27 protein-coding genes and 1 tRNA gene are annotated in these 26,406 nt (G+C 71.5%); 12 read left to right on the top strand and 16 right to left on the bottom strand.

The window, feature by feature from the left end; all coding sequences use genetic code 11:
• Window positions 1-66: 66 nt before the first annotated feature.
• The 5 genes from ABZ951_RS05780 to ABZ951_RS05760 all read right to left on the bottom strand — a co-directional run bounded on the left by ABZ951_RS05780 (window position 67) and on the right by ABZ951_RS05760 (window position 6,007).
• On the bottom strand, window positions 67-1,521 hold the full coding sequence (locus ABZ951_RS05780) for a penicillin-binding transpeptidase domain-containing protein (RefSeq protein WP_344085174.1): 1,455 nt from the start codon (window positions 1,519-1,521) through the stop codon (window positions 67-69).
• Entirely contained in the window at window positions 1,518-2,948 is a 1,431-nt protein-coding gene (locus ABZ951_RS05775; protein ID WP_344085177.1) for an FtsW/RodA/SpoVE family cell cycle protein, read from the bottom strand. Before ABZ951_RS05775 ends, ABZ951_RS05780 begins: the two co-directional genes overlap by 4 nt.
• A 40-nt stretch (window positions 2,949-2,988) precedes the next feature.
• Entirely contained in the window at window positions 2,989-4,524 is a 1,536-nt protein-coding gene (locus tag ABZ951_RS05770; RefSeq protein WP_344085306.1) for a PP2C family serine/threonine-protein phosphatase, read from the bottom strand.
• Between the two features lie 66 nt (window positions 4,525-4,590).
• Entirely contained in the window at window positions 4,591-5,121 is a 531-nt protein-coding gene (locus tag ABZ951_RS05765) for an FHA domain-containing protein (RefSeq protein ID WP_344085180.1), read from the bottom strand.
• A 10-nt stretch (window positions 5,122-5,131) separates the two neighbouring features.
• Window positions 5,132-6,007 carry a DUF3662 and FHA domain-containing protein gene (locus tag ABZ951_RS05760; protein ID WP_344085183.1) on the bottom strand — a complete coding sequence of 292 codons (876 nt, stop codon included), beginning with the start codon at window positions 6,005-6,007 and terminating at the stop codon, window positions 5,132-5,134.
• Window positions 6,008-6,382: 375 nt separating this feature from the next.
• Here ABZ951_RS05760 and ABZ951_RS05755 point away from each other — a divergent pair.
• Window positions 6,383-6,469, top strand: a tRNA-Leu gene (locus ABZ951_RS05755).
• A gap of 263 nt (window positions 6,470-6,732) precedes the next feature.
• Window positions 6,733-7,545 (top strand): hypothetical protein, encoded by an 813-nt coding sequence (locus ABZ951_RS05750; protein WP_344085186.1) that lies wholly within the window; start codon window positions 6,733-6,735, stop codon window positions 7,543-7,545.
• Between the two features lie 12 nt (window positions 7,546-7,557).
• On the opposite strand, the gene ABZ951_RS05745 is transcribed toward ABZ951_RS05750, so the two are convergent.
• Both ABZ951_RS05745 and ABZ951_RS05740 read right to left on the bottom strand, forming a co-directional pair.
• Window positions 7,558-7,899, bottom strand: a complete 342-nt coding sequence (locus ABZ951_RS05745; RefSeq protein ID WP_344085189.1) for a helix-turn-helix transcriptional regulator — start codon at window positions 7,897-7,899, stop codon at window positions 7,558-7,560.
• 272 nt (window positions 7,900-8,171) lie between these two features.
• A complete protein-coding gene (locus ABZ951_RS05740; protein ID WP_344085192.1) occupies window positions 8,172-8,819 on the bottom strand; it encodes an NAD(P)H-dependent oxidoreductase in 648 nt (215 codons plus the stop codon).
• A 147-nt stretch (window positions 8,820-8,966) separates the two neighbouring features.
• On the opposite strand from ABZ951_RS05740, the gene ABZ951_RS05735 reads away from it, so the two are divergent.
• Complete coding sequence (locus ABZ951_RS05735; protein WP_344085195.1) at window positions 8,967-9,323, top strand: helix-turn-helix domain-containing protein; 357 nt, start codon at window positions 8,967-8,969, stop codon at window positions 9,321-9,323.
• Here ABZ951_RS05735 and ABZ951_RS05730 read toward each other — a convergent pair.
• Window positions 9,316-9,753, bottom strand: coding sequence for a MarR family winged helix-turn-helix transcriptional regulator (locus ABZ951_RS05730; protein WP_344085198.1), 438 nt, complete (start codon window positions 9,751-9,753; stop codon window positions 9,316-9,318). The two genes, ABZ951_RS05735 and ABZ951_RS05730, sit on opposite strands and share 8 nt — an antisense overlap.
• A 95-nt stretch (window positions 9,754-9,848) precedes the next feature.
• Between ABZ951_RS05730 and ABZ951_RS05725 the strand changes: the two genes are divergently transcribed.
• The 4 genes from ABZ951_RS05725 to ABZ951_RS05710 all read left to right on the top strand — a co-directional run bounded on the left by ABZ951_RS05725 (window position 9,849) and on the right by ABZ951_RS05710 (window position 13,683).
• Complete coding sequence (locus tag ABZ951_RS05725; protein ID WP_344085200.1) at window positions 9,849-10,901, top strand: hypothetical protein; 1,053 nt, start codon at window positions 9,849-9,851, stop codon at window positions 10,899-10,901.
• A 61-nt stretch (window positions 10,902-10,962) separates the two neighbouring features.
• A complete protein-coding gene (locus ABZ951_RS05720; protein ID WP_344085203.1) occupies window positions 10,963-12,381 on the top strand; it encodes a DUF2252 domain-containing protein in 1,419 nt (472 codons plus the stop codon).
• A 134-nt stretch (window positions 12,382-12,515) separates the two neighbouring features.
• Window positions 12,516-13,325, top strand: coding sequence for a hypothetical protein (locus tag ABZ951_RS05715; RefSeq protein ID WP_344085309.1), 810 nt, complete (start codon window positions 12,516-12,518; stop codon window positions 13,323-13,325).
• 10 nt (window positions 13,326-13,335) lie between these two features.
• Complete coding sequence (locus tag ABZ951_RS05710) at window positions 13,336-13,683, top strand: rhodanese-like domain-containing protein (protein WP_344085206.1); 348 nt, start codon at window positions 13,336-13,338, stop codon at window positions 13,681-13,683.
• A 225-nt stretch (window positions 13,684-13,908) separates the two neighbouring features.
• Here the strand turns inward: ABZ951_RS05710 and ABZ951_RS05705 are convergent, their stop codons facing one another.
• The 6 genes from ABZ951_RS05705 to paaA form a co-directional block, all read right to left on the bottom strand.
• Window positions 13,909-15,060 (bottom strand): acyl-CoA dehydrogenase family protein, encoded by a 1,152-nt coding sequence (locus tag ABZ951_RS05705; RefSeq protein ID WP_344085208.1) that lies wholly within the window; start codon window positions 15,058-15,060, stop codon window positions 13,909-13,911.
• Window positions 15,061-15,257: 197 nt separating this feature from the next.
• A complete protein-coding gene (locus ABZ951_RS05700; protein WP_344085213.1) occupies window positions 15,258-16,346 on the bottom strand; it encodes a 2Fe-2S iron-sulfur cluster-binding protein in 1,089 nt (362 codons plus the stop codon).
• A complete protein-coding gene (gene paaD / locus ABZ951_RS05695) occupies window positions 16,347-16,844 on the bottom strand; it encodes a 1,2-phenylacetyl-CoA epoxidase subunit PaaD (protein WP_344085216.1) in 498 nt (165 codons plus the stop codon). It abuts the gene before it with no gap.
• Entirely contained in the window at window positions 16,838-17,584 is a 747-nt protein-coding gene (paaC, locus tag ABZ951_RS05690; protein ID WP_344085219.1) for a 1,2-phenylacetyl-CoA epoxidase subunit PaaC, read from the bottom strand. Before paaC ends, paaD begins: the two co-directional genes overlap by 7 nt.
• Window positions 17,581-17,868 (bottom strand): 1,2-phenylacetyl-CoA epoxidase subunit PaaB, encoded by a 288-nt coding sequence (gene paaB / locus ABZ951_RS05685; RefSeq protein ID WP_344085222.1) that lies wholly within the window; start codon window positions 17,866-17,868, stop codon window positions 17,581-17,583. The genes paaC and paaB overlap by 4 nt, the downstream gene beginning before the upstream one ends.
• On the bottom strand, window positions 17,865-18,827 hold the full coding sequence (paaA, locus tag ABZ951_RS05680; RefSeq protein ID WP_344085225.1) for a 1,2-phenylacetyl-CoA epoxidase subunit PaaA: 963 nt from the start codon (window positions 18,825-18,827) through the stop codon (window positions 17,865-17,867). The genes paaB and paaA overlap by 4 nt, the downstream gene beginning before the upstream one ends.
• A gap of 208 nt (window positions 18,828-19,035) precedes the next feature.
• On the opposite strand from paaA, the gene ABZ951_RS05675 reads away from it, so the two are divergent.
• The 3 genes from ABZ951_RS05675 to ABZ951_RS05665 are packed head-to-tail and all read left to right on the top strand — an operon-like array spanning window position 19,036 to window position 21,774.
• Entirely contained in the window at window positions 19,036-19,779 is a 744-nt protein-coding gene (locus ABZ951_RS05675) for a DUF5819 family protein (RefSeq protein ID WP_344085228.1), read from the top strand.
• A gap of 8 nt (window positions 19,780-19,787) precedes the next feature.
• Complete coding sequence (locus ABZ951_RS05670) at window positions 19,788-21,011, top strand: HTTM domain-containing protein (protein ID WP_344085312.1); 1,224 nt, start codon at window positions 19,788-19,790, stop codon at window positions 21,009-21,011.
• Between the two features lie 4 nt (window positions 21,012-21,015).
• Complete coding sequence (locus ABZ951_RS05665; protein WP_344085231.1) at window positions 21,016-21,774, top strand: TrmH family RNA methyltransferase; 759 nt, start codon at window positions 21,016-21,018, stop codon at window positions 21,772-21,774.
• Window positions 21,775-21,793: 19 nt separating this feature from the next.
• On the opposite strand, the gene paaN is transcribed toward ABZ951_RS05665, so the two are convergent.
• Window positions 21,794-23,491 carry a phenylacetic acid degradation protein PaaN gene (gene paaN, locus ABZ951_RS05660; RefSeq protein WP_344085234.1) on the bottom strand — a complete coding sequence of 566 codons (1,698 nt, stop codon included), beginning with the start codon at window positions 23,489-23,491 and terminating at the stop codon, window positions 21,794-21,796.
• Between the two features lie 177 nt (window positions 23,492-23,668).
• Here paaN and ABZ951_RS05655 point away from each other — a divergent pair, with 177 nt between their 5' ends.
• Both ABZ951_RS05655 and ABZ951_RS05650 read left to right on the top strand, forming a co-directional pair.
• Complete coding sequence (locus tag ABZ951_RS05655) at window positions 23,669-25,192, top strand: 3-hydroxyacyl-CoA dehydrogenase (protein WP_344085237.1); 1,524 nt, start codon at window positions 23,669-23,671, stop codon at window positions 25,190-25,192.
• A gap of 2 nt (window positions 25,193-25,194) precedes the next feature.
• Entirely contained in the window at window positions 25,195-25,782 is a 588-nt protein-coding gene (locus ABZ951_RS05650; RefSeq protein WP_344085240.1) for a TetR/AcrR family transcriptional regulator, read from the top strand.
• A 45-nt stretch (window positions 25,783-25,827) separates the two neighbouring features.
• Here the strand turns inward: ABZ951_RS05650 and ABZ951_RS05645 are convergent, their stop codons facing one another.
• Window positions 25,828-26,319 (bottom strand): Lrp/AsnC family transcriptional regulator, encoded by a 492-nt coding sequence (locus ABZ951_RS05645; RefSeq protein WP_344085243.1) that lies wholly within the window; start codon window positions 26,317-26,319, stop codon window positions 25,828-25,830.
• Window positions 26,320-26,406: the final 87 nt, after the last annotated feature.

Raw genomic sequence — 26,406 nt, 5'->3', positions numbered from 1 at the left:
GCGACGGCCACCTGATACACGACCGGTACCGTCACCTGCGGCGCACGGACGCGGAGGTGAACGGCGTCACTTCGACGTCTTGAGCACCGCCTCCATGACGCTCTTGGCGATCGGCGCGGCGAGCTTGCCGCCGGCGATGTCACTGCGGTCGGTGTCCGAACCCTCGATCACGACCGCGACGGCGACCGGCGAGCCGTTGTCCGTCTTGGCGTAGGAGATGAACCACGCGTAGGGGTTGCCGCTGTTGTCCACGCCGTGCTGCGCGGTTCCGGTCTTGCCGCCGACCGTGACGTTCGGGATCTGCCCGCTCTTGCCGGTGCCCTCCTGGACGACCGTCTCCATGGCCGACTGGAGCTTCTGGGCGTTCTGCTTGGAGATGGGCTGGGACATCTCCTTGGGCGTGTGCGTCTCGATCACGTTCAGGTTGGGCGCGCGCACCTTGTCGACCATGTACGGCTCCATGAGCTTGCCGTTGTTGGCGACCGCCGCGGCGACCATGGCCATCTGCAGCGGCGTGGCGCGGTTGGACGCCTGACCGATGCCCGCCATCGCGTTCTGCGGGCGGTTGTCCTTGGGGTAGACGCTCTCCTCGGCCCGGACGGGGGTGAGGATCTGCTTGTTGTTGAAGCCGAACTTCGCCGCCGACTCCATCATCTTCTTGTTGCCCAGGTCGGCGCTGACCTTGCCGAAGACGGTGTTGCACGAGTACTGCAGGGCCACGCGCAGCGTGGCGTCCTTGCAGGGGATGTTGCCCTCGTTCTCCAGCTTGGTGACTGTGTCCGGGAGGATCCACGGCAGCGGCGAGTCGGTCTTGGAGTCGACGTCCTTGTACAGGCCGTTCTCCAGCGCCGCGGCGGCCGTGACGACCTTGAAGGTGGAGCCGGGCGGGTAGGTCTGCCGCAGCGCCCGGTTGAGCATCGGCTGGTTCTTGTCCTTGTCCAGCGCCGTCCACGTCTCGCCGTCGTTCGCACCCGCGATCTTCGACGGGTCGTACGAGGGGGTGGAGGCCAGGGCGAGGATCTTGCCGGTGCGCGGGTCGAGGGCGGCGACGGCGCCCTTCTTGTCCCCCAGGCCCTTGAAGGCCGCTTCCTGCGCCTTGGAGTTCAGGGTGGTGATCACGTCACCGCCCTTCTTGCCCTTGCCCGTGATCATGTCGACGGTGCGGTTGAAGAACAGCCGGTCGTCGTCGCCGATGAGGACCGCGTCGTAGAGGTTCTCCAGCTGGGTGGCCCCGTAGACCTGCGAGGAGCGGCCGACGACCGGCGCCCACATCTCACCGTTCTTGTACGTCCGCTTGTACTTGAAGTCGACGCCGTTGGTCTCCTGGGACCCGGTGATCGACTGGCCGTCCACGATGATGTTGCCGCGCGGCTGGCTGTAGCGGGCGATGTCGACCCGGCGGTTCTTCTTGTGGGTCTTGAGCTCATCGGCCTGGACGAACTGGAGCCAGTTGTCGCGGATGAGCAGGGCCAGCACCAGCAGCCCGCAGAAGATCGCGATCCGGCGGACGGGCTTGTTCACGGGCGGACCACCTGGGTCATCTCGGCGTCTGGGGACGGTGCGGGCGCCGGTGCGGGCCGCCGTGCCGTATCGCTGATCTTGATCAGGATGGCGATCAGGGCCCAGTTGGCGATGACGGACGAGCCACCCTGCGCGAGGAACGGCATGGTCATACCGGTCAGCGGGATGAGGCCCATGACACCGCCGGCCACGACGAAGACCTGGATGCCGAAACCGGCCGACAGACCCGTGGCGAGCAGCTTGCCGAAGGGGTCCCGGGCGGCGAGCGCGGTACGGACGCCGCGCTCGACGATCAGGCCGTAGATCAGCAGCAGCGCCATGGCGCCGGCCAGGCCGAGCTCCTCGCCGAAGGAGGCGAAGATGAAGTCGGAGTTGGCGGCGAACTGGATGAGGTCGGAGGCGCCCTGCCCCCAGCCCGTGCCGAAGACGCCGCCGGAGCCGAAGGCGAAGAGGGCCTGCGCGATCTGCTCGGTCGTCGCCCAGGAGGGGCGCGGGGTGTCGTAGACCGCGAAGGGGTGCAGCCAGGCCATCACGCGGACCTTCACGTGCGGCTCCACCGAACCGACCACGGCCGCGCCGCCGGCGGACATCAGCAGGCCGAAGACGATCCAGCTGGTGCGCTCGGTGGCCACGTACAGCATGACGACGAACATGCCGAAGAACAGCAGCGAGGAACCGAGGTCGGTCTCGAAGACCAGGATCAGCAGGCTGAGCGCCCAGACGACCAGGATCGGCCCGAGGTCACGGCCGCGGGGCAGGTAGAGCCCCATGAAGCGGCGGCTGGCCAGGGCGAGCGCGTCGCGCTTCACCATCAGGTAGCCGGCGAAGAAGATCGCGATGATGATCTTCGCGAACTCGCCGGGCTGGATGGAGCCCAGGCCGGGAACGGTGATCCAGATCTTCGCGCCGAACTTCCCGGGGAAGAACACCGGGGCCACCAGCAGGATCAGCGCCACCACCATGGAGATGTAGGTGTAGCGCTGGAGGATGCGGTGGTCCTTGAGGAAGATCACCACGGCGACGAACAGGGCGATGCCCACGGCCGAGAAGAGCAGCTGGTTGGGCGCGGACGCCGCGAAGGTGAAGCCCTGCCGCTTGGCCAGGAGCGCGAGCCGCTCCGACTGGTCCAGGCGCCAGATCATCACCAGGCCGAGGCCGTTGAGCAGGGTGGCCAGCGGCAGCAGCAGCGGGTCGGCGTACTTGGCGAACTTGCGGACCACGAGGTGGCCGACGCCCGCGAGCAGGCCGAGGCCGAGGCCGTAGCCGAGCATCCCGGAGGGCATCTCGCCGTTGAGGGCGAGGCCCACGTTGGCGTACGCGAAGCACGGGATGATCACCGCGAAGGCGAGCAGCGCCAGCTCGGTGTTGCGCCGGCTGGGCGGGCCCACGGTGCTGATCGTGGTCGTGGTGGTGGTACTACTCGGCATGGATGGCATGGCTGACATGAGTTGGTGGCCCCCTACTGCTTCACTGCTGAGCGCTGCACTGCGGGACCAACTTCTGCTCTTCCTCGGTGAGGGTGGGGCCCGGCGCGGGCGTCGGGGTGGCCTGGGCGGCACTCGGCTTGGCGTCGGTCCTGGGGTCCTTGACGACGTCGCCCAGGGAGCCGCGGGCCCGGTCGCCGCTCTGCTGTTCGTTCTCCCGCTGCTGCTGCTCGGCCTTGCGCCGCTCGTCCTCTTTCTTGCAGGCACCGGCGAGCAGGCCGAGGTCCTTGACCTTCTGGACGGCCTTCTCCCGGCTGTCGAGCGCGATGGTCTCCTCGACGCGGCTGCGCTGGTCGACCGGGAGGTACTTGAGTTCGATCTCGGGGTGGTCCTCGTAGAGCTTGCTGAGGCCGACCCACGCGAGGTCCTGGTTGATGCCGCGGTAGACGGCCACGTGGTTGTCGTCCTTGGCGCCCACGTAGTACTGCGTCTGCGTCCAGCTGTAGCCGCCGTAGAGGCCGCCTGCGACGACGGCGAGCACCAGCGCCGCGATGACCGACCGCTTGATCCACTTGCCGCGGGCGGCGGGCTTGACGAAGTCCTCGTCCATGAACGAGCCGAACGAGCCGTCCGGCGCGTCGCCCATGGCCGGGTCGCCGCTGCCGGGCGGGCCGAAGCCGCCCGCGGGCGCGCCGGGGGCCTGCGGGGGCACCGGGCGGTTGGCGCGGGCGTGCTCGGCGGCCCGCCCGGCCGGGGTCTGCATGGCGCCGTCGTCGCCCAGCTGGAGCTGGTTCTCGGCGACCGCGCCGACGATGACGGGCGTGTCGTTGAGCTGCCCGGCCAGGGTGTCGCCGCCGTCGACGTCCAGGACGTCGGCGACGATGCAGGTGATGTTGTCGGGGCCGCCGCCGCGCAGGGCGAGCTGGATGAGCTCCTGGATCGTCTCGTGGGGGCCCTGGTAGCTGGCGAGCGTCTCCTCCATCGTCTGATGGCTGACGACGCCGGAGAGGCCGTCCGAGCAGATGAGGTAGCGGTCCCCGGCGCGCACCTCGCGGATCGACAGGTCGGGCTCCACGTGGTCACCGCTGCCCAGCGCGCGCATCAGCAGGGAGCGCTGCGGGTGGGTGGTGGCCTCTTCCTCGGTGATCCGGCCCTCGTCGACGAGCCGCTGCACCCAGGTGTGGTCCTGGGTGATCTGGGTGAGCACGCCGTCGCGCAGCAGGTACGCCCGCGAGTCGCCGACGTGCACCAGGCCGAGGCGCTGCCCGGTCCACAGCAGGGCGGTCAGGGTGGTGCCCATGCCCTCGAGCTGGGGGTCCTCCTCGACCATCACGCGCAGCTGGTCGTTGGCCCGCTGCACGGCGGTGCCGAGGGAGGTGAGGATGTCGGAGCCCGGGACGTCGTCGTCGAGCGTCACCAGGGTGGAGATCACCTCGGAGGAGGCGACCTCGCCCGCGGCCTGGCCGCCCATGCCGTCGGCGATGGCGAGCAGCCGGGGGCCGGCGTAACCGGAGTCCTCGTTGCCCTCCCGGATCATGCCCTTGTGCGATCCGGCGGCGAAACGCAGCGACAGACTCATGCGCACCTCGCCCGTCGGCTCCGGGTACATCCGCACGGTGCCCACCCTCCGGTCGTCATGGTCCTACTACTTCCGCAGCTCGATGACGGTTTTACCGATGCGGATCGGCGCACCGAGCGGGATCGGGGTCGGGGTGGTCAGCCGCGTCCGGTCGAGATAGGTGCCGTTGGTCGAACCGAGGTCCTCGACGATCCACTGGCCGTCGCGGTCCGGGTAGATCCTGGCATGCCTGCTGGAGGCGTAGTCGTCGTCCAGCACGATCGTGGAGTCGTGGGCCCGGCCGAGGGAGATGGTCTGCCCCTGGAGAGCCACCGTCGTGCCGGTCAGGGTGCCTTCGGAGACCACCAGCTTGGTGGGGGCGCCGCGGCGGCCGCGGTCCGCGCGGCGGCCGCCCGCCTGCTGCTGGCGCTGTTGCGGCGGTGCGGTCTGCGCCTGCGCGCGCTGCGGCTGCCGGTCCGGACCGCCGCGGCGCGAACCGCGCTGGGTCACCCGCGTGCCGAACAGGTCGCTGCGGATGACCTGGACGGCCACGATGACGAACAGCCACAGTACGGCGAGGAAACCCAACCGCATGACCGTGAGGGTCAGCTCTGACATTGCCCCCGCTTCACCCTTCGGCTTGCCGATAAACGATGGTGGTGCTGCCCACGACGATCCGTGAGCCGTCGCGGAGCGTAGCGCGCGTGGTGTGCTGTCCGTCCACCACGATGCCGTTGGTGGACCCCAGGTCCTGGATGGTCGCGGGGGTGCCGACCCGGATTTCGCAGTGCCGGCGGGAGACGCCGGGGTCGTCGATCCGTACGTCCGCTTCGGTACTGCGGCCCAGCACGAGTGTGGGGCGTGAGATCTGGTGGCGGGTGCCGTTGATCTCGATCCAGCGCCGGGTCTGGGTGGCGGAGCCGGCGCCGGCCGTGGGAGCGGCCCCGCCCGTGCGGGGCGCGGGGCGGCCGGACGGCGCGGAGCCGGGCGGCGGGGACGCCGGCATGGGCGGCAGCCCGGCCGGCGGTGCCGGATAACCGGCCCCGTGGGTGGCGGCACCGGCGCCGGGGCGCGGTGCCGAGGGCCGGGGGCCCGCGGCGGCCGGGCCGCCCAGCGGGTCCTGGGACTCGCTGGCGGCCAGGGTGCGGCTGCGGACGCGGTACAGACCGGTGTCGAGGTCGTCGGCCTTCTCCAGGTGGACCTTGATGGTCCCCATGAAGGTGTACCGCTGTTGCTTGGCGTAGTCGCGGACCATGCCGGACAGCTCGTCGCCGAGCTGGCCGGAGTAGGGGCTGAGACGCTCGAAGTCCGGAGTGCTCAGCTCCACGATGAAATCGTTGGGGACGACGGTGCGGTCACGGTTCCAGATGGTGGCGTTGTTGTCGCACTCCCGCTGGAGCGCGCCCGCGATCTCGACCGGCTGCACCTCGGATTTGAACACCTTGGCGAAGGTGCCGTTCACGAGACCCTCGAGACGCTGCTCGAAGCGCTTCAGTACTCCCACGGGGCACCTCCTTCCCTCAGTGACGTTCCTGATGCTCGGTGTCGTTCCTGATACTGCTTACTGATCGTATCCACGCGTCGGGAAAACGGCTGGTTCCCCTTCGGCGCCAGGAGTGACGAGTGTCGCCTTCTCCCGTGCCTTCGTGTCGCCTTCGTCCCGCCTTCGCGCCGCCTTCACTAGGGATCGTAGAGGCGGCCGTCAGCCAGTGTCCCGCAACCGGTGGGGTCCCTACCGGTCCCACCGCACCCGGCGGGCGGCAACGGGTGTGAAGGCACCCTCTCCTGCGTGCTAATGTTCTCGATGTCGGAAGGCGAACGCACAAGACCCGGACGGACCAGTCCGAAGAAGGTGCGGAAGTCGAAGACAAACACCCATGCGCGGGTGGCGGAATAGGCAGACGCGCTGGATTCAGGTTCCAGTGCCCGAAAGGGCGTGGGGGTTCAACTCCCCCCTCGCGCACCATGAGGTACCAGAACGGGCCTCTCCGAGTGACATCAGTCACTCGGAGAGGCCCGTTCTGCTTTTGCTTATGCATGTGCGCGTCGGCCTCCGCGGTGGCTCCGGGGCGGGCGGGACCGGTGTGATGCCGACTGTGACGGAAGAGCTTGGCCGGATCATTGCATGCGGTAGTGGTCACAGTGGGAGCATCGTTCCGTAGTCGCGCTGGGGCGCTGGGTGAAAGGCGTCGACTCCGGTGTCGTGGGGGAGCCTCGTCAGCAACCGGAATGGGGGACGCTGTGGCCTGGGAGCAGACGTCCGTGCTCTCCGAGTGGGTGCTGCCCGCCGCGATCTGCGCGCCGGTGACCTGGGTGTGCCTGGTCTGGCGCTTCCGCGAGGACGGACGGCTGCTGGGCACGGTCCGGTCGGCGGCGTCCGCTGTCGCCGTGGTGCTGTGGACCTCCGGGATGGCGGCCCTGGCCAGTGGTCTGCTGCTGCCCCACGTGTCGAGCGTGCCGCCCGCGGCGGTGGGTGCCGTGACCGGGCTGGGTCTGGTGCCCCGGCGCAAGCTGGAGTCCTCCGGTGAACATCCCCTCATGGTGATTGTCACTCTGGGCGATTCGCTGCTGCTGAGCAGCCTGGCGCTGCGCCTGCAGGCCGACCGGGCCGAGTGGTGCGACCGCATGGCCGAGGGCTTCCAGGACTGCTGGGAGCTCGATTCCTTCGCCGACCAGGTGCGCGCCCATCTGCTGGCCCGGGTCGACGCCTCCGGGCGGACGGCCAGGAGCCGCACCCAGCTCCGGCGCGAGATCGTGGAGCGGCATCGCGAGGTGCGGAGCGCCGCCCAGAAATGGATCACGATCGAGACCAAGATCGAGAAGTTGTGCCAGCAGCAGCGGCGCGAGCGCACGCGGGAAGAGGTGCGCCAGGTGCGGAGGGCCTTCGGTGAGGCCGAGCACTTCTGCGCGGGTCTGCTCCGGCTGGCGCACATGTACGGCAAGCGCAGTGACGACAAGAAGATTCTCGCACTGAAGCGTCTGCCCGCCCCCCTGCTCGTCGCGGAAAGCCCGGGCGCCGGCGATGCGGCTCAACGGGTGTGAAGCGGCGGTGAGTCAGCGGCGGGTGCGCTCTAAGGGACGCACCGGCTCGGCTGCGGACCGGACCGCTTCACGGGACTCCTGGCACTCGGCCCGGGTGGGCTCCGCGAAGGAGATCTCTATCCGCATGTCGAGCGCGTCGGCGACGGCGGCCAGCGAACGCATGGTCAAGTTTTCGTCACCGGAGAGGATTTGGCTGACCCTGCCGGGTGAGACACCCATGCAGTCGGCCAAGTCCTTGCGGGACATGCCGCGTTCCGCCAGCACGCCGGCCAGGGACGCTGTCGCGTGCCGCGCGAGCCGGGCACCGGACAGATCCGCCGGTCGGTCGCGTCCCGTACTGTCGCGCCAGGCCATGCCTACCCCCAAGCGTTGTGGTGCCGCAGGGCGGCTCCTTCTTAGAGGATGCCACCTTTAGGCTTAGCTAAAAGCCGGGTCCGGCTAAAGATTGCGTCTTTCCCGCTTCCGGCGCACAGATGTCGCCACTTGAGCCCGTGGTGACCAGGGGCGACGCCGCAAACAGTCGATTTCGGCCAGATTTCGGGGCGCGGCACGGACGCGCCCGCGCGGAAGGCCCACGGGGCCCGACCGTGGCGGCCGGACCCCGCGGGCCTGTCGCGGGGCGGTCTTCAGGCCGCGAGGCGGGTGGCGAGGGCCTTGGCCTTGGCGGCCGCGTCCTCGTACGCCTTGGCGCGGGAGGCGTCCGACTTGTCGACCAGGTCGGCCATCGCGGGGACGGCCCGGGCGAGGGTGAGCTCCGGGATGATGAAGTCGACCTCCAGGCCGAGCATGCCGCCCAGGACCTTCTCCAGGTAAGTCGTCACGAACTCGAAGCCCTCGCGCGGGGTGCCCGGGGCGTAGGAGCCGCCGCGGCTGGTGACCACGGTGACCGGGGTGCCCGCGGCGGACGGCGTGTCGCCGCCCGTACGGCCCATGATGATCACCTGGTCCAGCCACGCCTTCAGGCTGGAGGGGATCGTGAAGTTGTACATCGGGGCGCCGATCAGCACCGCGTCCGCGCGCTCCAGCTCTTCGACCAGCTCCAGGCGCAGCGCGGCCGCGGCCTTCTGCTCGGGGGAGCGGTCGGCCTCGTCGACGAAGCCGGCGGTGATGGCCGCGCCCGATATGTGCGGCAGCGGCGCGGCGGCGAGGTCGCGGTAGACGACCGTGCCCTCCGGGTGCTGCTCCTCCCACGCCTTGCGGAAGGCGGCGGTGATGTCACGGGAGGTGGAGCCCTCGAAGAGGGCGGACGAGTCGAGGTGCAGCAGCGTGGCCATGAGAACTCCAAGAGGCAGGCGTACCACCCTGACGAGCGGTTTCGCTGTGGGTATCGGCGCACGGAGGTGCAACTCCGTACGCAACTATTCATAGCACAGGAGCTTACTTTTTCGCAGTGACGAACGAGTGCGCAGTACTCTGGAGTCATGAAGGACAGCGGTGAGCAGGCGTGCAAGAGCGTCGACGTGGGGATGACGCGCGTCTTCGAGCTGTTCGGCAAGCGCTGGACCGGCTTGATCGTGGCCACGCTGCTACAGGGCCCGGTGCACTTCGCCGACCTGCGGCGGGCGATCCCGGGCATCAGCGAGCGCATGCTCTCCGACCGCCTCACCGAGCTCGCCGCCGCCGGGCTGCTCGTACGGGAAGTGGACGCCGGGCCGCCGCTGCGCGTCGCCTACCGGCTGACCCGGGCCGGCCTGGCCATGGAGCCCGCGCTCAGGGAGCTGGCGCGCTGGGCGGCGGAGCACCTCGGTGACGGGTCCTGTCCGGAGGAATTCAGCTGAGCCGCTCCTGCGTGGTGGCGTTGTAGCGCAGCAGATAGCCGGCGAAGCGGGCCAGGTCCGCCTCGTCCCAGTCGGCCAGCCGCTCCCGGAAGACTTCCCTGCGGCTGGCGCCGACCCGCGCGAGCATCGCGGCGCCGCTTTCCGTGAGATGCAGCACCTGGACGCGGTGGTCGTCGGGGTCGAGCCGGCGCTCGACGAAACCGAGCCGCTCCAGGGCGGCGACCTGCCGGCTGACCGTGGACTTGTCGAGCAGGTAGTGCGCGGCGAGATCCGTCGCGCGGCAGCCCCGCTGGTCCTCCAGGTGGGCCAGGAGGGTGAAGGAGACCAGCGAGAGCTCGGGGTGCATGCGGGCGGCGGTGGCCCGCGCGCGGCGCGCGAACGCCGTCATCTCGCGCTGGATGGTCTCGACGGACTCGTCGCGATGGGGCACGTGCTTCCTCGTGCTTTCTTCCGATTGTAGTTGTACAGTACAACTTGAAGAAAGAGTTGTATAAGCCAACTACTTTCGCCCTGTGAGGGACCCCCATGAGCTCCGCTTCCGCGCCCGGCCGGTCCGCCGCGCTGCGTCACGTCCTGACCCACCTGCTCACCCCGCTGCTGATGTGCATCGGGATGGGCCTCGCCTACCTGGGCGCCTTCGCCGACCCGTCACCGCACGACCTGCCGGTCGCGGTCGTCGGCTCGGGGGCGAGCGCCCGGGACCTGGCGCGGACGATCGAGGACAAGGCCGGCGGTGACCTCGCCGTCCGCACCGTCGCCGACCGGGGCGAGGCGGTGGAGCGGCTCAAGGGGCAGGACATCTACGGCGCCTACCTTCCCGGCGGCCACGGCGAGGCGCCCGAGCTGCTGGTCGCCTCGGCCGGTTCGGACACCAGTGCCGCGGTCGTGGAGAAGGTCTTCACGAAGGTCGCGGCCCGCCAGGGCGCCCCGCTGGAGGTGAGCGACGTCGTGCCGACGGCCGGGGGCGACCCGACGGGGCAGGGGCTGTTCTTCCTGCTCGTCGCGCTCAGCATCGGCTCGTACGCCTCGGTCGCGGTGCTCGGCGGAGCCGGGGCGGTGCTGCCGATGCGGCTGCGCGCGCTGCTCGCCGCCGCCACCTCGCTGGTGGTCAGCGTGATCGGGGCGCTGTTCGCGGGGCCCGTCTTCCACCTGGTCGACCACGGCCTGTGGGGGGTGTGGGGCCTGGGCTGGCTCTACTCCGCCGGGATCCTGTTCGTCGGCATCGGGCTGCACCCCTTCCTCAAGCGCTGGACGACCCTGGGCGTGATGGTGCTGTTCGTGATGCTCAACTTCACCAGCTCCGGCGGGATCTTCCGGCCCGAGTTGCAGAACGGATTCTTCGCGGCGCTGCACACCTTCTGGAACGGCGCCGGATTCATGGAGGGGACCCGGAGCCTCGTGTACTTCGACAGCGCCGGGCTGAGCGGGCACGTGTGGCGGCTGGTGCTGTGGCTGGTGGCCGGTGCCGCGCTCGCCGTGATCGCGGGGGCGGTCGAGGCCGGCCGGTCCACCGGGGCGGCCGCGCCGGTGGAAGCCGACGAGGAGGAAGAGGAATTGGAGGAGGCCGTCGGGGTCTGACCGCTGTCAGTGGGGGGCGGTACCTTTCGACCAGGCGACGCGGAGGGGGAGGTGGCGCGCGATGTCGCGACTGCCGTACGTACCGGGGTTCGCACGGCCGGCCTCCGCCGGAGGGCCGGGGCGGGGAGCGGGCGGGGGGCCCGCCTCGCCGAAGGCCGAGGGGAAGGCGCTGCGGGCGCGGGTGCCGCGCTCCGCGCACGCCGAGTGGGAGGCCGACGCCGGCCGGCCCGGGGCCGTCGCGTCGGTCGAGGCAGCCGGGGCGGGGCGGCTGCCCGAGCTGACGCCGCTGCGCACCGGGCGGATGGCCGCCTCGCCCTTCGCCTTCCTGCGCGGCTCCGCCGGGCTGATGGGCTACGACCTGGTGCACACGGCCGTCACGGGCGTGGGGGCGCAGATATGCGGCGACGCCCACGCGGCGAACTTCGGCCTCTACGGCGACGCGCGCGGCGGGCTCGTCATCGACCTGAACGACTTCGACGAGACCCTCCACGGGCCGTGGGAGTGGGACGTCAAACGGCTCGCCGCGTCACTGGTCCTCGCCGGCCGGGAGGCCGGCGCGGATGAGGACACCTGCCGGGCGGCCGCGCGGGACGCGGTGGGCGCCTACCGCCGCACGATGCGCCTGCTGGCCCGGATGCCGGCGGCCGACGCCTGGAACGCCGTCGCCGACGAGCAGCTCGTCTCGCACGCGGACGCCCGGGACCTGCTGGGCACCCTGGAGCGGGTCGCCGGGAAGGCCCGGCGCAACACCAGCGCGCGCTTCGCCGCCAAGGCCACGGAGCCGACCGGCGACGGAGGCCGGCGGTTCCTGGACGCGCCACCGGTGCTGCGGCGGGTGCCGGACGGCGAGGCGGCGGCGGTCGCCACGGCCCTGGGCGCGTACCTGGGCACCCTGCCCGAGGAGCAGCTGCCCCTGCTCGCGCGCTACGAAGTGATGGACGTGGCGTTCCGGGTGGTGGGCACGGGAAGCGTGGGGCTGCGCTCGTACGTCGTGCTGCTGCTGGACCACCGGGGCGAGCCCCTGGTGCTCCAGGTGAAGGAGGCGCGGCCCTCCGCCCTGCTGCCGTACGCCGGGAAGGCCGGATTCGCGGGGCCGGACGCCGGTCATGAGGGGCGGCGCGTGGTGCTGGGGCAGAAACGGATGCAGGTGGTCAGCGACGTACTGCTCGGCTGGGCGTCGGTCGCCGGCAGGCCGTACCAGGTGCGCCGGTTCCGCAACCGCAAGGGCAGCGTCGACCCGGCCGCCCTCGCCCCGGCCGAGATCGACGACTACGGGCGGATGACGGGCGCCCTCCTGGCCCGCGCCCACGCCCACACGGCCGACCCCCGGCTGATAGCGGGGTACTGCGGCAAGGCGGAGCAGCTGGACGAGGCGGTGGCGGCATTCGGGGTGACCTACGCGGACCGCACGGAGGCCGACCACGCGGAGCTGGTGGCGGCGGTGCGGAGCGGGCGGGTGGCCGCGGAGACGGGGGTCTAGGCAGGCCAGGCGTGATCCGGGCGGGCGGAGCGGGCCTGCTCCCGGACCGCGTCGGCCGGCCGGTCTCCGGGTGCCGCGTGCGGTGGGGGCCTTCGGTGCGAGCGGGGAGCGGGGAACCGTACGCTGGGCGGGTGATGAATCCGGAAGCCGAGCAGAGCCCGCACAGCCAGGAGCCGGACACCAGCAGGCTGGAGAAGGCCGTGCGGTCGGCCGAACAGGCGCTGATCGAGTTCGAGATCGCGGTGGAGACGTTCCGGGTCGAGGTGGAGAACTTCTCCCGGCTGCACCACCAGCGGCTCGGCCCGATGTACGCCCGCCTGGACGAGCTGGACGCGATGATCGCGGAGGCCGTCGCGGCCCGTACCGGGGACGCCGAGGACCTGCGGCGGGCCCGGGAGGCGCGGGCGCTCGTGCAGCCCATGCCCGGGGTCGAGGAGCTCTTCGGCGGCTGGATGGATTCCGAGGGGCTCTCGCCCGAGGCGTCGGCGATGCTCACCGAGAAGCCGGTGCGGCCGCCGCAGCGGGTGCGGCCCAGCGACGAGGCCCGGCGGGCCTTCCGCGAGCTCGTCCGCAAGGCCCACCCGGACCTCGCGCGGGACGAGACCGAGCGGGTGCGCCGCGAGGAGTTCATCGTGCGGGTCAACGCCGCGTACGCCGACGGGGACGAGTCGCTGCTGCGGGAGCTGGCCGCGGAGTGGGCGGCGGGGCCGGCGGCCGAGGCGCCCGCGCCGAGCCCCGGCGAGGAGCTGTACGCGCGGCTGGAGTGGCTCGCCCGGCGCAAGGAGCTGCTGGCGGCCCTGGCCGCGGAGCTGGAGGAGTCCGCGATCGGCTCGATGATCAAGATGGCCCCGGAGGACCCGGACGGGCTGCTGGAGGAGATCGCCGAGGGCCTGCGCGCGCAGGTCGCCGAGCGTGAGGCATACCTGGGCACCCTCGTCGGGTAGCGTCGGGGCCATGCATTTCGGTTCTGGTGTTCCCACGGTCGGTGTCGACGCGCTCGCGGCCGACGACTTCCTGCTCGATGTCCGTGAGGCCGACGAGTGGTCGGCCGGGCACGCCGAAGGCGCGCTCCACATCCCGATGAGCGACTTCGTCGCCCGGTTCGGCGAGCTGACGGAGAAGGTCCCCGACGGTGCCCGGATCAACGTCATCTGCCGGTCCGGCGGACGCTCGGCGCAGGTCACCAACTACCTCGTCCAGCAGGGCCTGGACGCGGTGAACGTCGACGGCGGCATGCAGGTCTGGGAGGCCGCGGGCCGCCCCGTCGTGGACGGCAACGGCGCTCCGGGCACCGTGATCTAGCTTCGGCGATCCGGCTTCGGCGGTTCAGCTTGGGCGGTTGGGCTCCGGCGATCCGGCTTCAACCGTTCAGCTTGGGCGGTTGGGCTTCTGCGGTTCAGCTTCTGCGGTTCAGTTTGGGCGGTTCAGCTTCGGCGTGCGGTGCGGGCGGCACGCCGTCGGCTCCCGTGTGGGCGGCCCTGCCGTCGGCTCGGGTGCGGTGATCAACGCCGGGTCTCCGGTGGCCGTTCAGCCCAGGGGGTGAACGGCCAGCAGATCCCCCAGCGCCTCCTCGTGGGCCGCCGCGGGCCCCAGGGAGAGCTCCACCTGCTTGGCCCAGGCGTGGTACCGGTGCAGGGCGTAGTCGGTGTCCGCGCCGAAGCCGCCGTGCAGGTGCTGCGCGGTCTGGACGATGCGGCGAACGCCCTCCGAGGCCCATATCTTGGCGACGGCGAGGTCGGCGTCCACCGGAAGCGGACCGTTCGCTCCCGACTCCAGGCGCCAGGCGGCCTGCCAGAGGGTCGCCTCCATCGCCCGCAGGTCGATGTAGCGGTCGGCGGCCTGTACGGCGACGGCCTGGAACGTGGCGATCGGGAAGCCGAACTGCTCCCGCTTGCTCGTGTACGCACCGGTCAGCCGGGACACGGCGGTGCCCACCCCGAGCGCCAGGGCGCAGGTGCCGAGGGTGAGCAGTCGGCGCAGCTCCTCCGCGGCCCCGTCGGCGGTGATCATCTCCTCGCCGGTGACCCGCACGGAGTCGAGGCTGACTTCCGCGTACCGCTCACCGCTGGTCGAGACCTGGCTTGCGAGCGCCACACCGGGGTGCTCGCGGGGGACCAGCGCGAGGACCGCCCGGCCCTCGGCGGTGTGCGCGGGAAGCAGTACGCGGTCGGCGGTGGCCGCCCACGGCACGGCGGTCTGCACCCCGTCCAGGACCCACCCGCCGGGGCCGGGCGCCTGTTCGGTGCCCACCGGGCGGGCGCTGACGGCGCGTTCGGCGGGATCGTGGCCGGTGCGGCCGCTGGAGGCGGCGGTGACGACCAGCTCGCCTCGGCCGATCAGGCCGAGCAGCCGGGCCGCGGCCGGGCCGCCATGGGCGCTGAGGACGAGGGTGGCCGCAGCGGACTCCAGCAGCGGTACGCGGGCCAGGACCTGCCCGGCCTCGCGCAGCACCAGGCACAGGGCGAGGGGCCCCAGGCCCGCGCCCCCGTGCTCGGACGCGGTGTGCAGGCTCAGCAGCCCGGCACCGGCGAGCCGCCCCCACAGGGCACGGTCGAAGTCCTCGGCGACGGCACCGGGGGAGAGCGCCGGGCTGGGCACGCCGTCGGGGGCGACGCCTGAGAAGACCGCCCGGGCCGTCTCCACGGCGGCGTCCTGCTCCTCGGTGAAGGTGAAGTCCACTGCCGTCCTCCTGCGCGCCGCGGTCTGCCGTCCTGGAGCCGGTGGAGCCGATGGAGCCGATAGAGCGAGTGGTGCCGGTGGATTCGGTGGAGCCGGTGGAGCGGGTGGTGCCGATGGAGTCGATGCTGCCGGAACCGGTGGAGCGTCAAGGTAGAACAGGTTGCGGAAATGGGGAACAGCCGGGGGCGGCCCGTCGGTCAGCGGTCGAAGTCCAGCTCCACTTCCTCGGTGGCCGGATGCGACTGGCACGCCAGCACGTACCCGGCGTCCAGCTCCTCCTGCTCCAGGGCGAAATTGCGGTCCATCCGCACCTCGCCCCGGACCAGGAACGCCCGGCACGTCCCGCACACACCGCCCTTGCAGGCGTACGGCGCGTCGGAGCGGTTGCGCAGCACCGCCTCCAGCAGGGACTCCCCCTCCTGGACGGGCCAGCTGCCACCGCGCCCGTCCAGCGTCGCCGTCACCGTGCTGCGTGCGGGCGCCCCGGCCGGCACCGGTGTCGGCGCGGCGTCCGTCGCCGCCGCGATGTGGAAGATCTCCTGGTGGACGCGGTCACGGGCCACCCCCAGGCCGCGCAGCGCCGACTCGGCCCCCCGCACCAGACCGAACGGGCCGCACAGGAACCAGCCGTCGATGTCCTTCACGGGCAGCAGCGCGGGCAGCACCCGGGACAGCCGTTCCTCGTCCAGCCGGCCGGAGGCCAGCCCGGCCTGCTGCTCCTCGCGGGAGAGGGTGTGCACCAGCTGGAAGCGGTCGGGGTAGCGGTCCTTGATGTCGGCGACCTCCTCCAGGAACATCGCGGACGCGGTGGTGCGGTCGCTGCGGATGAGGCAGAAGCGGGCACCGGGCGACCGGGAGAGCAGGGTCGTGGCGATGGACAGCACGGGGGTGATCCCGCTGCCGCCGACGATCGCGGCGAAGTGCCCCGCGCGGGGCTCCAGGACGAACCGGCCGACCGGAGCCATCACCTCCACCACATCTCCGGCCACCAGCTCCTTGAGCGCGTAAGTGGAGAACACCCCGCCGTCCACCAGCCGCACGCCCACCTTCAGCTCCGCCGGACCGCTGCTCCCCGGCTCCGGCGCGGGCCCGCAGAGCGAGTAGCTACGGCGTATCTCGCCGTCGCCGGTGGTCCGGCGGACGGTGATGTGCTGGCCGGGGGCGTAGCGGAAGGTCTCCCGCAGCTCCGGGGGCACGGCGAGGGTCACGGCGACCGCGTCGTCGGTGAGCGGGTCGACGGCCGACACCCGCAGGGGGTGGAAGGCGCCGTGGCGGGCCGCTGCCATCTACAACTCCTTGAAGTGGTCGAACGGTTCGCGGCATGCCTCGCAGCGGCGCAGGGCCTTGCAGGCGGTGGAGGAGAAGCGGCTGAGCAGCGTGGTGTCGGTGGAGCCGCAGTGCGGGCAGCGGATCCCGAGGGAGACGGGCACCGGCCCGCCGGGGCCGCCGGGCCGCGGCGGCGCCACCCCGAACTCCGCCAGCTTGGCGCGGCCTTCGGCGGAGATGTCGTCCGTGGACCAGGCCGGGGAGAGGACCGTGCGCACCTCGACCTCGGGTATGCCGTGGTCACGCAGGACGCGCTCGATGTCCGCCGACATCGTCTCTATGGCGGGGCAGCCGGTGTAGGTCGGGGTCAGCTCGACCTCCACCCGGCCGGGGCCGGTGAGCTGGAGCCCGCGCAGCACGCCGAGCTCGGACAGCGTCAGCACCGGGAGCTCGGGGTCGGGCACGGCGCCGGCCAGAGCGCGGAGCTCCTCCTCCAGGGGCGTCGGTGTCGTCACCATGACGCCCCCGGGTGGCTGCGGTGCAGGTGCTGCATCTCGGCGAGCATCCGTCCGAAGGGCTCGGTGTGGATCCCCTGGCGCCCGGCGCCGGCCGTCCACGCGTCGGACCCGGGACCGGTGGGGAGGGTCAGGGTCGCCTGCCGCACGGTCTTGGTGATGAGCGTCAGCCAGCCGTCGCGGAGCGCCGCCGTATCGCTCGCCAGGCCCTCGACCGGTGCGAACAGCTCGTCCGTGAACCGCCACAGGGCGTTCAGGGCGCTCTGCATGCGCCGGTGGCTCTCCTCGGTGCCGTCGCCGAGCCGCAGCGTCCAGTGCTCGGCGTGGTCGCGGTGGTAGGCGACCTCCTTGACGGCCTTGGCGGCCAGGGGAGCGAAGGGGCCGTCCCCTGCGGCCAGCTGCCCGTACAGCAGCTCCTGATAGGTGGAGAAGAACAGCTGCCGGGCGATGGTGCGGGCGAAGTCGCCGTTGGGCTGTTCGACGAGCTGGACGTTGCGGAAGGCGCGCTCCTCCCGGAGGTAGGCCAGCTCGTCCTCGTCGCCGGCGAGGGAGAGCAGGAACCGGGCCTGCCCGAGCAGGTCCAACGCGATGTTGGCGAGCGCGACCTCCTCCTCCAGGACCGGCGCGTGTCCGGCCCACTCGCCCAGCCGGTGGGAGAGCACCAGGGCGTCGTCACCGAGCGCCAGGGCCGCCGCGGTGTGGAGGGAGGGGCCGGCGGGGGCGTCGGCGGGTGCTTGCTTCACAGGTGCCGCACCCCCTCCGGGATGTCGTAGAAGGTCGGGTGGCGGTAGGGCTTGTCGGCCGCCGGCTCGAAGAAGGGGTCCTTCTCGTCCGGGGAGGAGGCGGTGACCACACTGGAGGGCACCACCCAGATGGAGACGCCTTCGGAGCGCCGGGTGTAGAGATCCCGCGCATTGCGCAGGGCCATCTCGGCGTCCGGTGCGTGCAGGCTGCCGGCGTGGGTGTGCGACAGCCCGCGCCTGCTGCGCACGAACACCTCCCACAGCGGCCAATCAGCGCTGGTCATGCCCCTGCCTCCCCAAGTGAGTCGCTGTGTTTGCGCGCATACGCCGCAGCGGCCTCGCGCACCCATGTGCCTTCTTCGTGCGCCTGCTTGCGCCGGCTGATCCGCTCTTCGTTGCAGGGGCCGTTGCCGCGCAGGACCTCGTGGAACTCGGACCAGTCGATGGCGCCGAAGTCGTGGTGACCCCGCTCCTCGTTCCACCGGAGGTCCGGGTCGGGGAGCGTCAGGCCGAGTGACGCGGCCTGGGGGACGCAGATGTCGACGAATCGCTGGCGCAGCTCGTCGTTGGAGTGGCGCTTGATCTTCCAGGCCATGGACTGGGCCGAATGGGCGGATTCGTCATCCGGCGGGCCGAACATCATCAGCGAGGGCCACCACCACCGGTCCACGGCGTCCTGCGCCATGGCGTGCTGGGCCTCGGTGCCCCGGCTCAGGGTCTGCAGCAGCTCGTAGCCCTGCCGCTGGTGGAAGGACTCCTCCTTGCAGATGCGGACCATCGCGCGGGCGTAGGGGCCGTACGAACAGCGGCAGAGCGGCACTTGGTTGGTGATGGCCGCGCCGTCCACCAGCCAGCCGATGGCGCCGACGTCAGCCCAGGTCAGGGTGGGGTAATTGAAGATCGAGGAGTACTTCTGGCGGCCGGAGTGCAGCTTGTCGAGCAGCTCCTCGCGGCCGGTGCCCAGGGTCTCGGCGGCGCTGTAGAGATACAGGCCGTGGCCCGCCTCGTCCTGGACCTTGGCCATCAGGATGGCCTTGCGCCGCAGCGAGGGCGCGCGGGTGATCCAGTTGGCCTCGGGCTGCATGCCGATGATCTCGGAATGGGCGTGCTGCGCTATCTGCCGGACGAGGGAGGCGCGGTAGGCGTCGGGCATCCAGTCGCGTGGCTCGATGCGCTCGTCGGCGGCCAGGGCGGCGTCGAACACCGCTTCATGAGCCCCTGTCTCCGGCGCCGTCGTCGTCATGGCAGCCCCCTGCCTCTCTGTTGAACTCCCGACCGACCGATCGTTCGGTTCAATGTTCGCTGTGGGCTCCGGGGGTGTCAAGCCTGTGGATAACTCCTGCCGCGCTGTGCCCTGCCGGACGGCCTGGGTACGGTTCGGGTGCACGGAAACGGACGGCGCGCACGGCGCGCGGACGGCGTACAGGCGGAACGCGGGATCGGGGCGGGGTATGGAGTCGGATGACGGGCGCGACGAGCGGGGCGGTGCCGCTGCCGGACCGGTCGGCCGGGCCGGGGCTCCCGGGCCGGCCGGACTGTCGGAGCTCTCGGGCCTCTCGGGGCTTTCGGCGCTGTCCCTGCCCTCACGCATCGCCGTCGGCGCGGGCCTCGCGGTGGTGACGGTGGCCGCCGCCGTGCACCTGGCCATGGTGTTCCTGCACGTGGCGCCGTCGAACACGGTCAGCAAGCAGCACGCCGAAGCAATTGGCGACTACATCTACCCGGAGTTCGAGCAGAACTGGAAGTTCTTCGCCCCCAATCCGCTCCAGCAGAACGTCGCCGTCCAGGCGCGCGCCCAACTGCTCGGTCCCGGCGGGAAGTACACCCTCACCCCCTGGACCGATCTCTCCGCGCAGGACGGCGACTCCATACGTCACAGCCTCCTCCCCAGCCACACCCAGCAGAACGCGGTGCGGCGGGCCTGGGACTTCTACGCGGGCTCGCACGATGCCCGGGAGCAGCCCAACGGTCTGCGCGGGGAGCTCTCCGAGCAGTACATCCGGCGCATCGCCCTCTTCCGGCTGGGTGCCGAGCACGACGGCCGGCAGGTGGAGCGCGTCCAGGTCCGCACCATGACCACCACGGTCGCGCCACCGCCCTGGAGCGGCGAGAAGGGTGGTGCCGAACCGGCGTACCGCGTGCTGGGCTGGTGGCCGGTCACCGCCGCCGACCTGAAGGAGGCGAAGAACCAGTGAACGCGCCTCTGCCTCCCGCCGGCCCTCGCGCCCCGCTCGCCGGGCTCACCCGTGGGCTCGCCCGGGTGACCGGATCCTCCCTCGGCCGCTACCAGACGGCCGTCGTGCGGATCGGAATCTCTTTCACCTGGCTGTTCTTCCTGCTCCGGGAGTGGCCCAACCGCCATGAGATGTACGGGCCCGAGAGCCCGTGGAGCTGGGAGATGGCCCGGCGGCTGACCGCCGACAACCACGCCTTCACCGCGCTGATCTGGTCCGACAGCAACCTCTGGTTCGAGACCGTCTACGCGTTCTCGATCGTCAGCAGCCTCCTGCTGATGCTCGGGTGGCGGACACGGACCATGGCCGTGCTGTCGATGATCGGGGTGCTCTCGCTGCAGAACCGCAGCGTCTTCCTCGGGGACGGCGGCGACAACGTCATCCACCTGATGGCCCTCTACACCGTTCTCACCCGGTGCGGGCTGGTGTGGTCGCTCGACGCGCGGCGGGCCGCACGCCGGGGCGGTGAGCCGGGGCGGGACCTCACGGGCATCGTGCTGTGGGCACTGTGCGGTGCCGCCCTGGTCCTCGCGCAGAGCGCCGGCCAACCCCGGCCGGCCTGGACGGCCGACGGCCCGCTCCCGGGCATCGGCTGGGCGACCGTGCTGTGGGGTCTGTGGTTCGTCCAGGGCCTGTGGTGGCTGGTGTGCCGCTATGCATCCGGTGAGCCACGAACGGTCCTGGACGTCTTCGCCCACCTGCTGCACAACGCGGCCCTGCTGGTGATCATGGTCGAGGTCTGTCTGATCTACGCCACGGCGGGCTGGTACAAGATCCAGGGTTCCCGCTGGCAGGACGGGACCGCGCTCTACTACCCGCTGCACCTGGACTACTTCTCGCCGTGGCCCGAGCTCTCCCACGCCCTCGCGGCCAACGGGCTGGTCGTGCTGTTGCTGACCTACGGCACGGTGGCCGTGCAGGTCGCCTTCCCCTTCACGCTGCTCAACCGCCGGGTCAAGAACGTCCTGCTCGCCGTGATGATGATCGAGCACCTCGGGATCGCCCTCGTGCTGGGCCTGCCGTTCTTCTCGCTGGCGATGATCGTGGCGGACGCGGTCTTCCTGCCCACCGGTTTCCTGCGCCGCCTCGGCTCCCTGGTGGGCCGCACCCGCGAGAAGGTGCTGCCCGCCCGCCGGGAAGCGGTGCCCGCGCAGCGCGAGGGCGAGGCGGACACCCGCACTCTCGTAGGCTGAGGGCATGACCGAGGACGAAGCCGCGACTGCCGTGCGGCAGTGGGGCGAGACAGCCCCCGACGCCGTACTGCTCGACGGTTTCCACGCCCTGAAACACGCCCTGCGCTTCGGCGCGGACGTGCGGCTCGCCGTCGCCGCGGACAAGCGCGCCGCACTGGCGCTCGCGGCCGGGCTGGCCGACGACCTCACCGGGGTGCTCCAGGAGCGCCTGGTGGAGATCCCCGCGCAGACCTTGCGGGAGCTGCTGCCCAAGGTCCATCCCACCGGTGTGGCCGCGCTGGCGGTGCGGCCCGTTCGCCGGGCCAACCTCGACACGCTGTCCCGGGCGCCCCGGCAGGCGCCCGTCGTGGTCCTGGACAACCCCCGCAACCTCGGCAACGTGGGCGCCGTCGTCCGGCTCGCGGCCGGATTCGGGGCCACCGGCGTGGTCACCACCGGCGACATGGACCCCTGGCACCCCAACGCCGTACGCGCGGGGGCCGGCCTGCACTACGCGACCGCCGTCGAGCACCTCCCCGTCACCGAACTGCCGCCCGGGCCCCTGTACGCGCTGGACCCGGAAGGGGACGACATCAGGTCCGTGCCCCTCCCGGACGATGCCCTGATCGCCTTCGGTTCCGAGCGCCACGGTCTCTCCCCCGACCTGAGGGAAAGGGCGACCCGGCTGGTCGCCCTCCCCATGCGACCCCAGGTGTCGAGCTACAACCTCGCCACGAGCGTCGCCATGGCGCTCTTCCACTGGGGCGGGCCGGCCCCGGCCTAGGAGGGCCGTGGCCCGGGCCTCACGCCTGGCGGCGCACCTCGACCGTGCGGAAGCGGGTGGCGACGAACGCACCGTCGCACAGGGCGGCGTTGGCCGAGGGGTTGCCGCCGGAGCCGTGGAAGTCGGAGAAGGCGGCCGTCTGATTGACGTACACCCCGCCCGTGAGGTTGAGGGAGAGCTGGGCGCACTCCTCCAAGCACGCCTCCTCGACCAGCCGCTCCACCTCCGGCGACGTGGTGTACGCGCCGACGGTCATCGCGCCCTTCTCCCGCACCGTGCGGCGCAGCAGCTCCACCGCGTCGGCGGCCGAGTCGACGGCGACGGCGAAGGCCACCGGACCGAAGCACTCGGAGAGGTACGCGGCCTCGGCGTCGGGCTTGGCGCCGTCCAGCTTCACGATCACGGGCGTGCGGACCGTGGCCCCGGGGAAATCGGGGTTGGTCACCGCGCGGGAGGCGAGCGCGACCTCGCCGAGCTGCGCGGCGGCGTCGATGCGCTCCTTGACCTGGTCGTTGACGATGGCTCCCAGCAGGGCGTTCGCCCGGGCGTCGTCGCCCAGCAGGCTCTCGACCGCGGCGGCCAGATCGGCCACCACCTCGTCGTACGACTTGGGACCGGCGTCGGTGGTGATGCCGCCGCGGGGGATGAGGAAGTTCTGCGGGGTGGTGCACATCTGCCCGCTGTAGAGCGACAGGGAGAAGGCGAGGTTGCCCAGCATGCCCTTGTAGTCGCCGGTGGAATCGATGACCACGGTGTTGACGCCGGCCTTCTCGGTGAAGACCTGTGCCTGGCGGGCGTTGGCCTCCAGCCAGTCTCCGAACGCGGTGGACCCGGTGTAGTCCACGATGCGGATTTCCGGGCGCACGGCCAGGGTCTTGGCGATGCCCTCGCCGTCCCGCTCGGCGGCCAGCGCGACCAGGTCGGGGGAGAAGCCCGACGCGCTCAGCACCTCGCGGGCGATCCGGACGGTCAGGGCCAGCGGCAGCACCGCGCGCGGGTGCGGCTTGACCAGGACGGCGTTGCCGGTGGCGAGGGAGGCGAACAGGCCCGGGTAGCCGTTCCACGTCGGGAAGGTGTTGCAGCCGATCAGCAGCGAGACGCCGCGCGGCACGGGAGTGAACTCCTTGCGCAGCTCCAGCGGATCGCGCTTGCCCTGCGGCTTGGACCACTCGGCCGACACCGGAGTGCGCTCCTGCTCGGCGAAGGCGTAGGCGACCGCCTCCAGACCGCGGTCCTGGGCGTGGGCCCCGCCGGCCTGGAAGGCCATCATGAACGCCTGGCCGCTGGTGTGCATGACCGCGTGCGCGAACTCGTGCGTACGGGCGTTGATCCGGGCGAGGATCTCCAGACAGACCGCGGCGCGCGCTTCGGCGCCCACCTCGCGCCACTCCGGCATCGCCGCGCGCATGGCCGGCAGCAGGGCCCCGATGCCGGCGTGCGGGTACTCGATCCCCAGCTCCGGCCCGAACGGGGACACTTCGGCGCCCACCCAGCCGTCGTTGCCCGGCTGGTCCAGCTCGAAGCGCTTGCCGCGCAGCGCCTCGAAGGCGGCCTGCCCCTCGGCCGCGCTCAGACTGCCGGTGCCCTCCGCCCCGTACGCCTTCGGGTGCTCGGGGTAGGGGGACCAGTAGGCGCGGGTACGGATGGCGTCCAGGGCCTGGTCGAGGGTGGGGCGGTGCTTCTCGATCAACTGGGCGGTGGTGAGTCCGGCGGTCACGGCTGACCAACTCCTTGTCGAGCTGGGCTCGGTTAAGGCGATTGTTGTGTGGGATTGCTGGGACGACAGACTGCGAGGGCCCGAGAGCGTCCCCCGATGGATACAGTAACCGAACGATCGGTCGGGACAAGAGGGCCCGGCGAACCTGTGGACAACTCATCGGGGAGGATCACCGCCATGACCGCAATCGAGCGGGCCCGCACCGTCGCCGTCGTCGGCGCCGGCACCATGGGGCAGGGAATCGCGCAGGTCGCCCTGGCCGCCGGGCATCCCGTACGGCTGTACGACGCGGTGGAGGGCCAGGCCGCCCGCGGCGCGCAGGCGATCACCGCCCGCCTCGACCGCCTCGTGGAAAAGGGCAGGCTCACCGCCGCCGGCCGGGACGCGGCCCGAGCGCGCCTGCGCCCCGCCGCCCGCCCGGCCGAACTCGCCGACTCCGCGCTCGTCATCGAGGCGATCGTGGAGGAACTCGGCGCCAAGCAGAAGATTTTCGCCGAGCTGGAATCCATCGTCCCGGACGACTGCCTGCTCGCCACCAACACCTCCTCCCTCTCGGTGACCGCCGTCGCCGGGGCCCTGCGCCTGCCCGGCCGCTTCGTCGGGCTGCACTTCTTCAACCCCGCACCCCTGCTCCCCCTGGTCGAGGTCGTCCGCGGCTTCGCGACGGACGAGGACGCCGCGGAACGCGCGTACGGCACCGTGGCCGCCTGGGGCAAGGAGCCGGTGCGCTGCGCCGACACCCCGGGCTTCATCGTCAACCGGGTCGCCCGCCCCTTCTACGCCGAGGCCTTCCGCCTCCACGAGGAGCGGGCCGCCGATCCGGCCACCCTCGACGCCGTCCTGCGCGAGGGCGGGGGCTTCGCCATGGGCCCCTTCGAGCTGACCGATCTCATCGGCCAGGACGTGAACGAAGCCGTCACCCGTTCGGTTTACGAGTCTTTCTTCCACGACCCGAAGTTCAGGCCCTCGCTCGCGCAGCGGCGGCTGGTGGAAGCCGGACTCCTGGGGCGCAAGAGCGGGCGGGGCTGGTACGACCACCGCGAGAGCGCCACCCGGCCCGAGCCGCACACGAGCCAGGCGTGCGAGCCGCCGAAGGCCGTCTCCCTCCCCGCGCGGCTGCCCGCCCCCGCCGCCGTCCTGCGGGACCTGATCGAAGAGGCGGGCATCGCCGTCACCCACGTCGGCACCGAAGGGATGCCCGAGGGGGCCGTCCGGCTGCCCGGGGGCGCCTGCCTGGCCCTGACCACGGGCCACCCCGCCACCGGCCACCCTGCCGGTGAGCGGCTCATCCTGTTCGACCTCTCGCTCGACTACCGGGCCGCGACCCGGATCGCCCTCGCGCCCTCCGCCACCGCTTCCCCCGAGGACATACGGGAGGCCGCCGGTCTCTTCCAGGCGCTCGGCAAGCGGGTCAGCGTCGTCGACGACGTCCCCGGCATGATCGTCGCGCGGACCGTCGCCATGATCGTGGACTTCGCGGCCGACGCCGCCGCCCGCGGCGTGGCGAGCCCCGAAGACGTCGACAAAGCCATGCGCCTGGGGGTGAACTACCCCGGCGGCCCGCTGGAATGGGCCGAGCGCCTCGGCGCGCGGTGGCTGTGGGAGCTCCTGGACACCCTGCACCACCAGCTGCCCGGCGGCCGCTACGCGCCGTCCTGGGCGCTGAGGCGCCGTGCGGACACCGGACGGCAGGTGTTGTAATCATGACCATGGCCAAGCGCGACACCTACACGCCCGAATCGCTGCTCGCGGTCGCCGTCGAGGTGTTCAACGAGCGGGGCTACGACGGCACGTCCATGGAGCACCTCTCCAAGGCGGCCGGGATCTCCAAGTCCTCCATCTACCACCATGTGAAGGGCAAGGAAGAGCTGCTGCGGCTCGCGATAAGCCGCGCGCTGGACGAGCTCTTCGCCGTCCTGGACGAGCCCCGGGCCGTCGAGGGGCGGGCGGTCGAACGGCTGGAGCACGTCACCCGCCGCACCGTGGAAGTCCTGATGGCCGAGCTGCCCTACGTGACGCTGCTGCTGCGCGTCCGGGGCAACACGGACACCGAGCGCTGGGCCATGGAGCGCCGGCGCGAGTTCGACCACCAGGTCGCCGCGCTGCTCAAGCAGGCCGCGGCCGACGGCGACCTCCGCGCGGACGTCGACGCGCGGCTGGCCACCCGGCTGCTCTTCGGAATGATCAACTCCGTGGTGGAGTGGTACCGGCCCGAGCGCAGCGGCGCGGTGACCAGCGGCGAGGTGGCCGACGCCGTGGTCCGCACGGCCTTCGCCGGGCTGCGTACGTAGGGTCAGTCGGCGGTACGGGCCGGCCTGGACGGCCGGTGCGTACCGCTACTGCGTCCCTTCCTGGAGGTCCGTCTCCTCGAAAACCAGCAGGGTGCGGGTGCTCAGAACCTCGTCCATGGCCTGGATGCGGGTGAGCACCAGCTCGCGCAGGGCGCGGTTGTCCTTGGTGTGCACGAGCAGCAGCACATCGAAATCCCCGCTGACCAAGGCGATGTGCGCGGCGCCGGGCAGGGCCTGGAGCTTTTCCCGGACCGTGCGCCAGGAGTTCTGGACGATCTTCAGCGTGATGTACGCCGAGGCGCTCTGGCCTGCCCGTTCCTGGTCCACCCGGGCGCTGAAGCCCCGGATGACGCCGTCGTCGATGAGGCGGTTGATCCGGGCGTAGGCGTTGGCGCGCGAGACGTGCACCCGCTCGGCGACGGACCGTATCGAGGCGCGCCCGTCGGACAGCAGCATGCGCAGGATGGAGCGGTCGATGTCGTCGAGCTGCCGTGCGGGCGCCTTGGCGCCTGACAAGGCCATCTGTTCGTCCGGCATACCGCCCCGCCTCCCCCTCATGGACGCCCTGTCCATATCTCAGGCTGTGGAGAACCGTTTGTCCACAGGCTCGGGCCGCATGTAGCC

Origin of the sequence: Streptomyces sp. NPDC046215 (assembly GCF_040646215.1) — a bacterium.
In the GTDB taxonomy this organism is placed as follows: domain Bacteria; phylum Actinomycetota; class Actinomycetes; order Streptomycetales; family Streptomycetaceae; genus Streptomyces; species Streptomyces stramineus.
The sequence above is the reverse complement of the archived record's forward strand: the minus strand, read 5'-3'. Positions and strand labels throughout refer to the sequence as shown.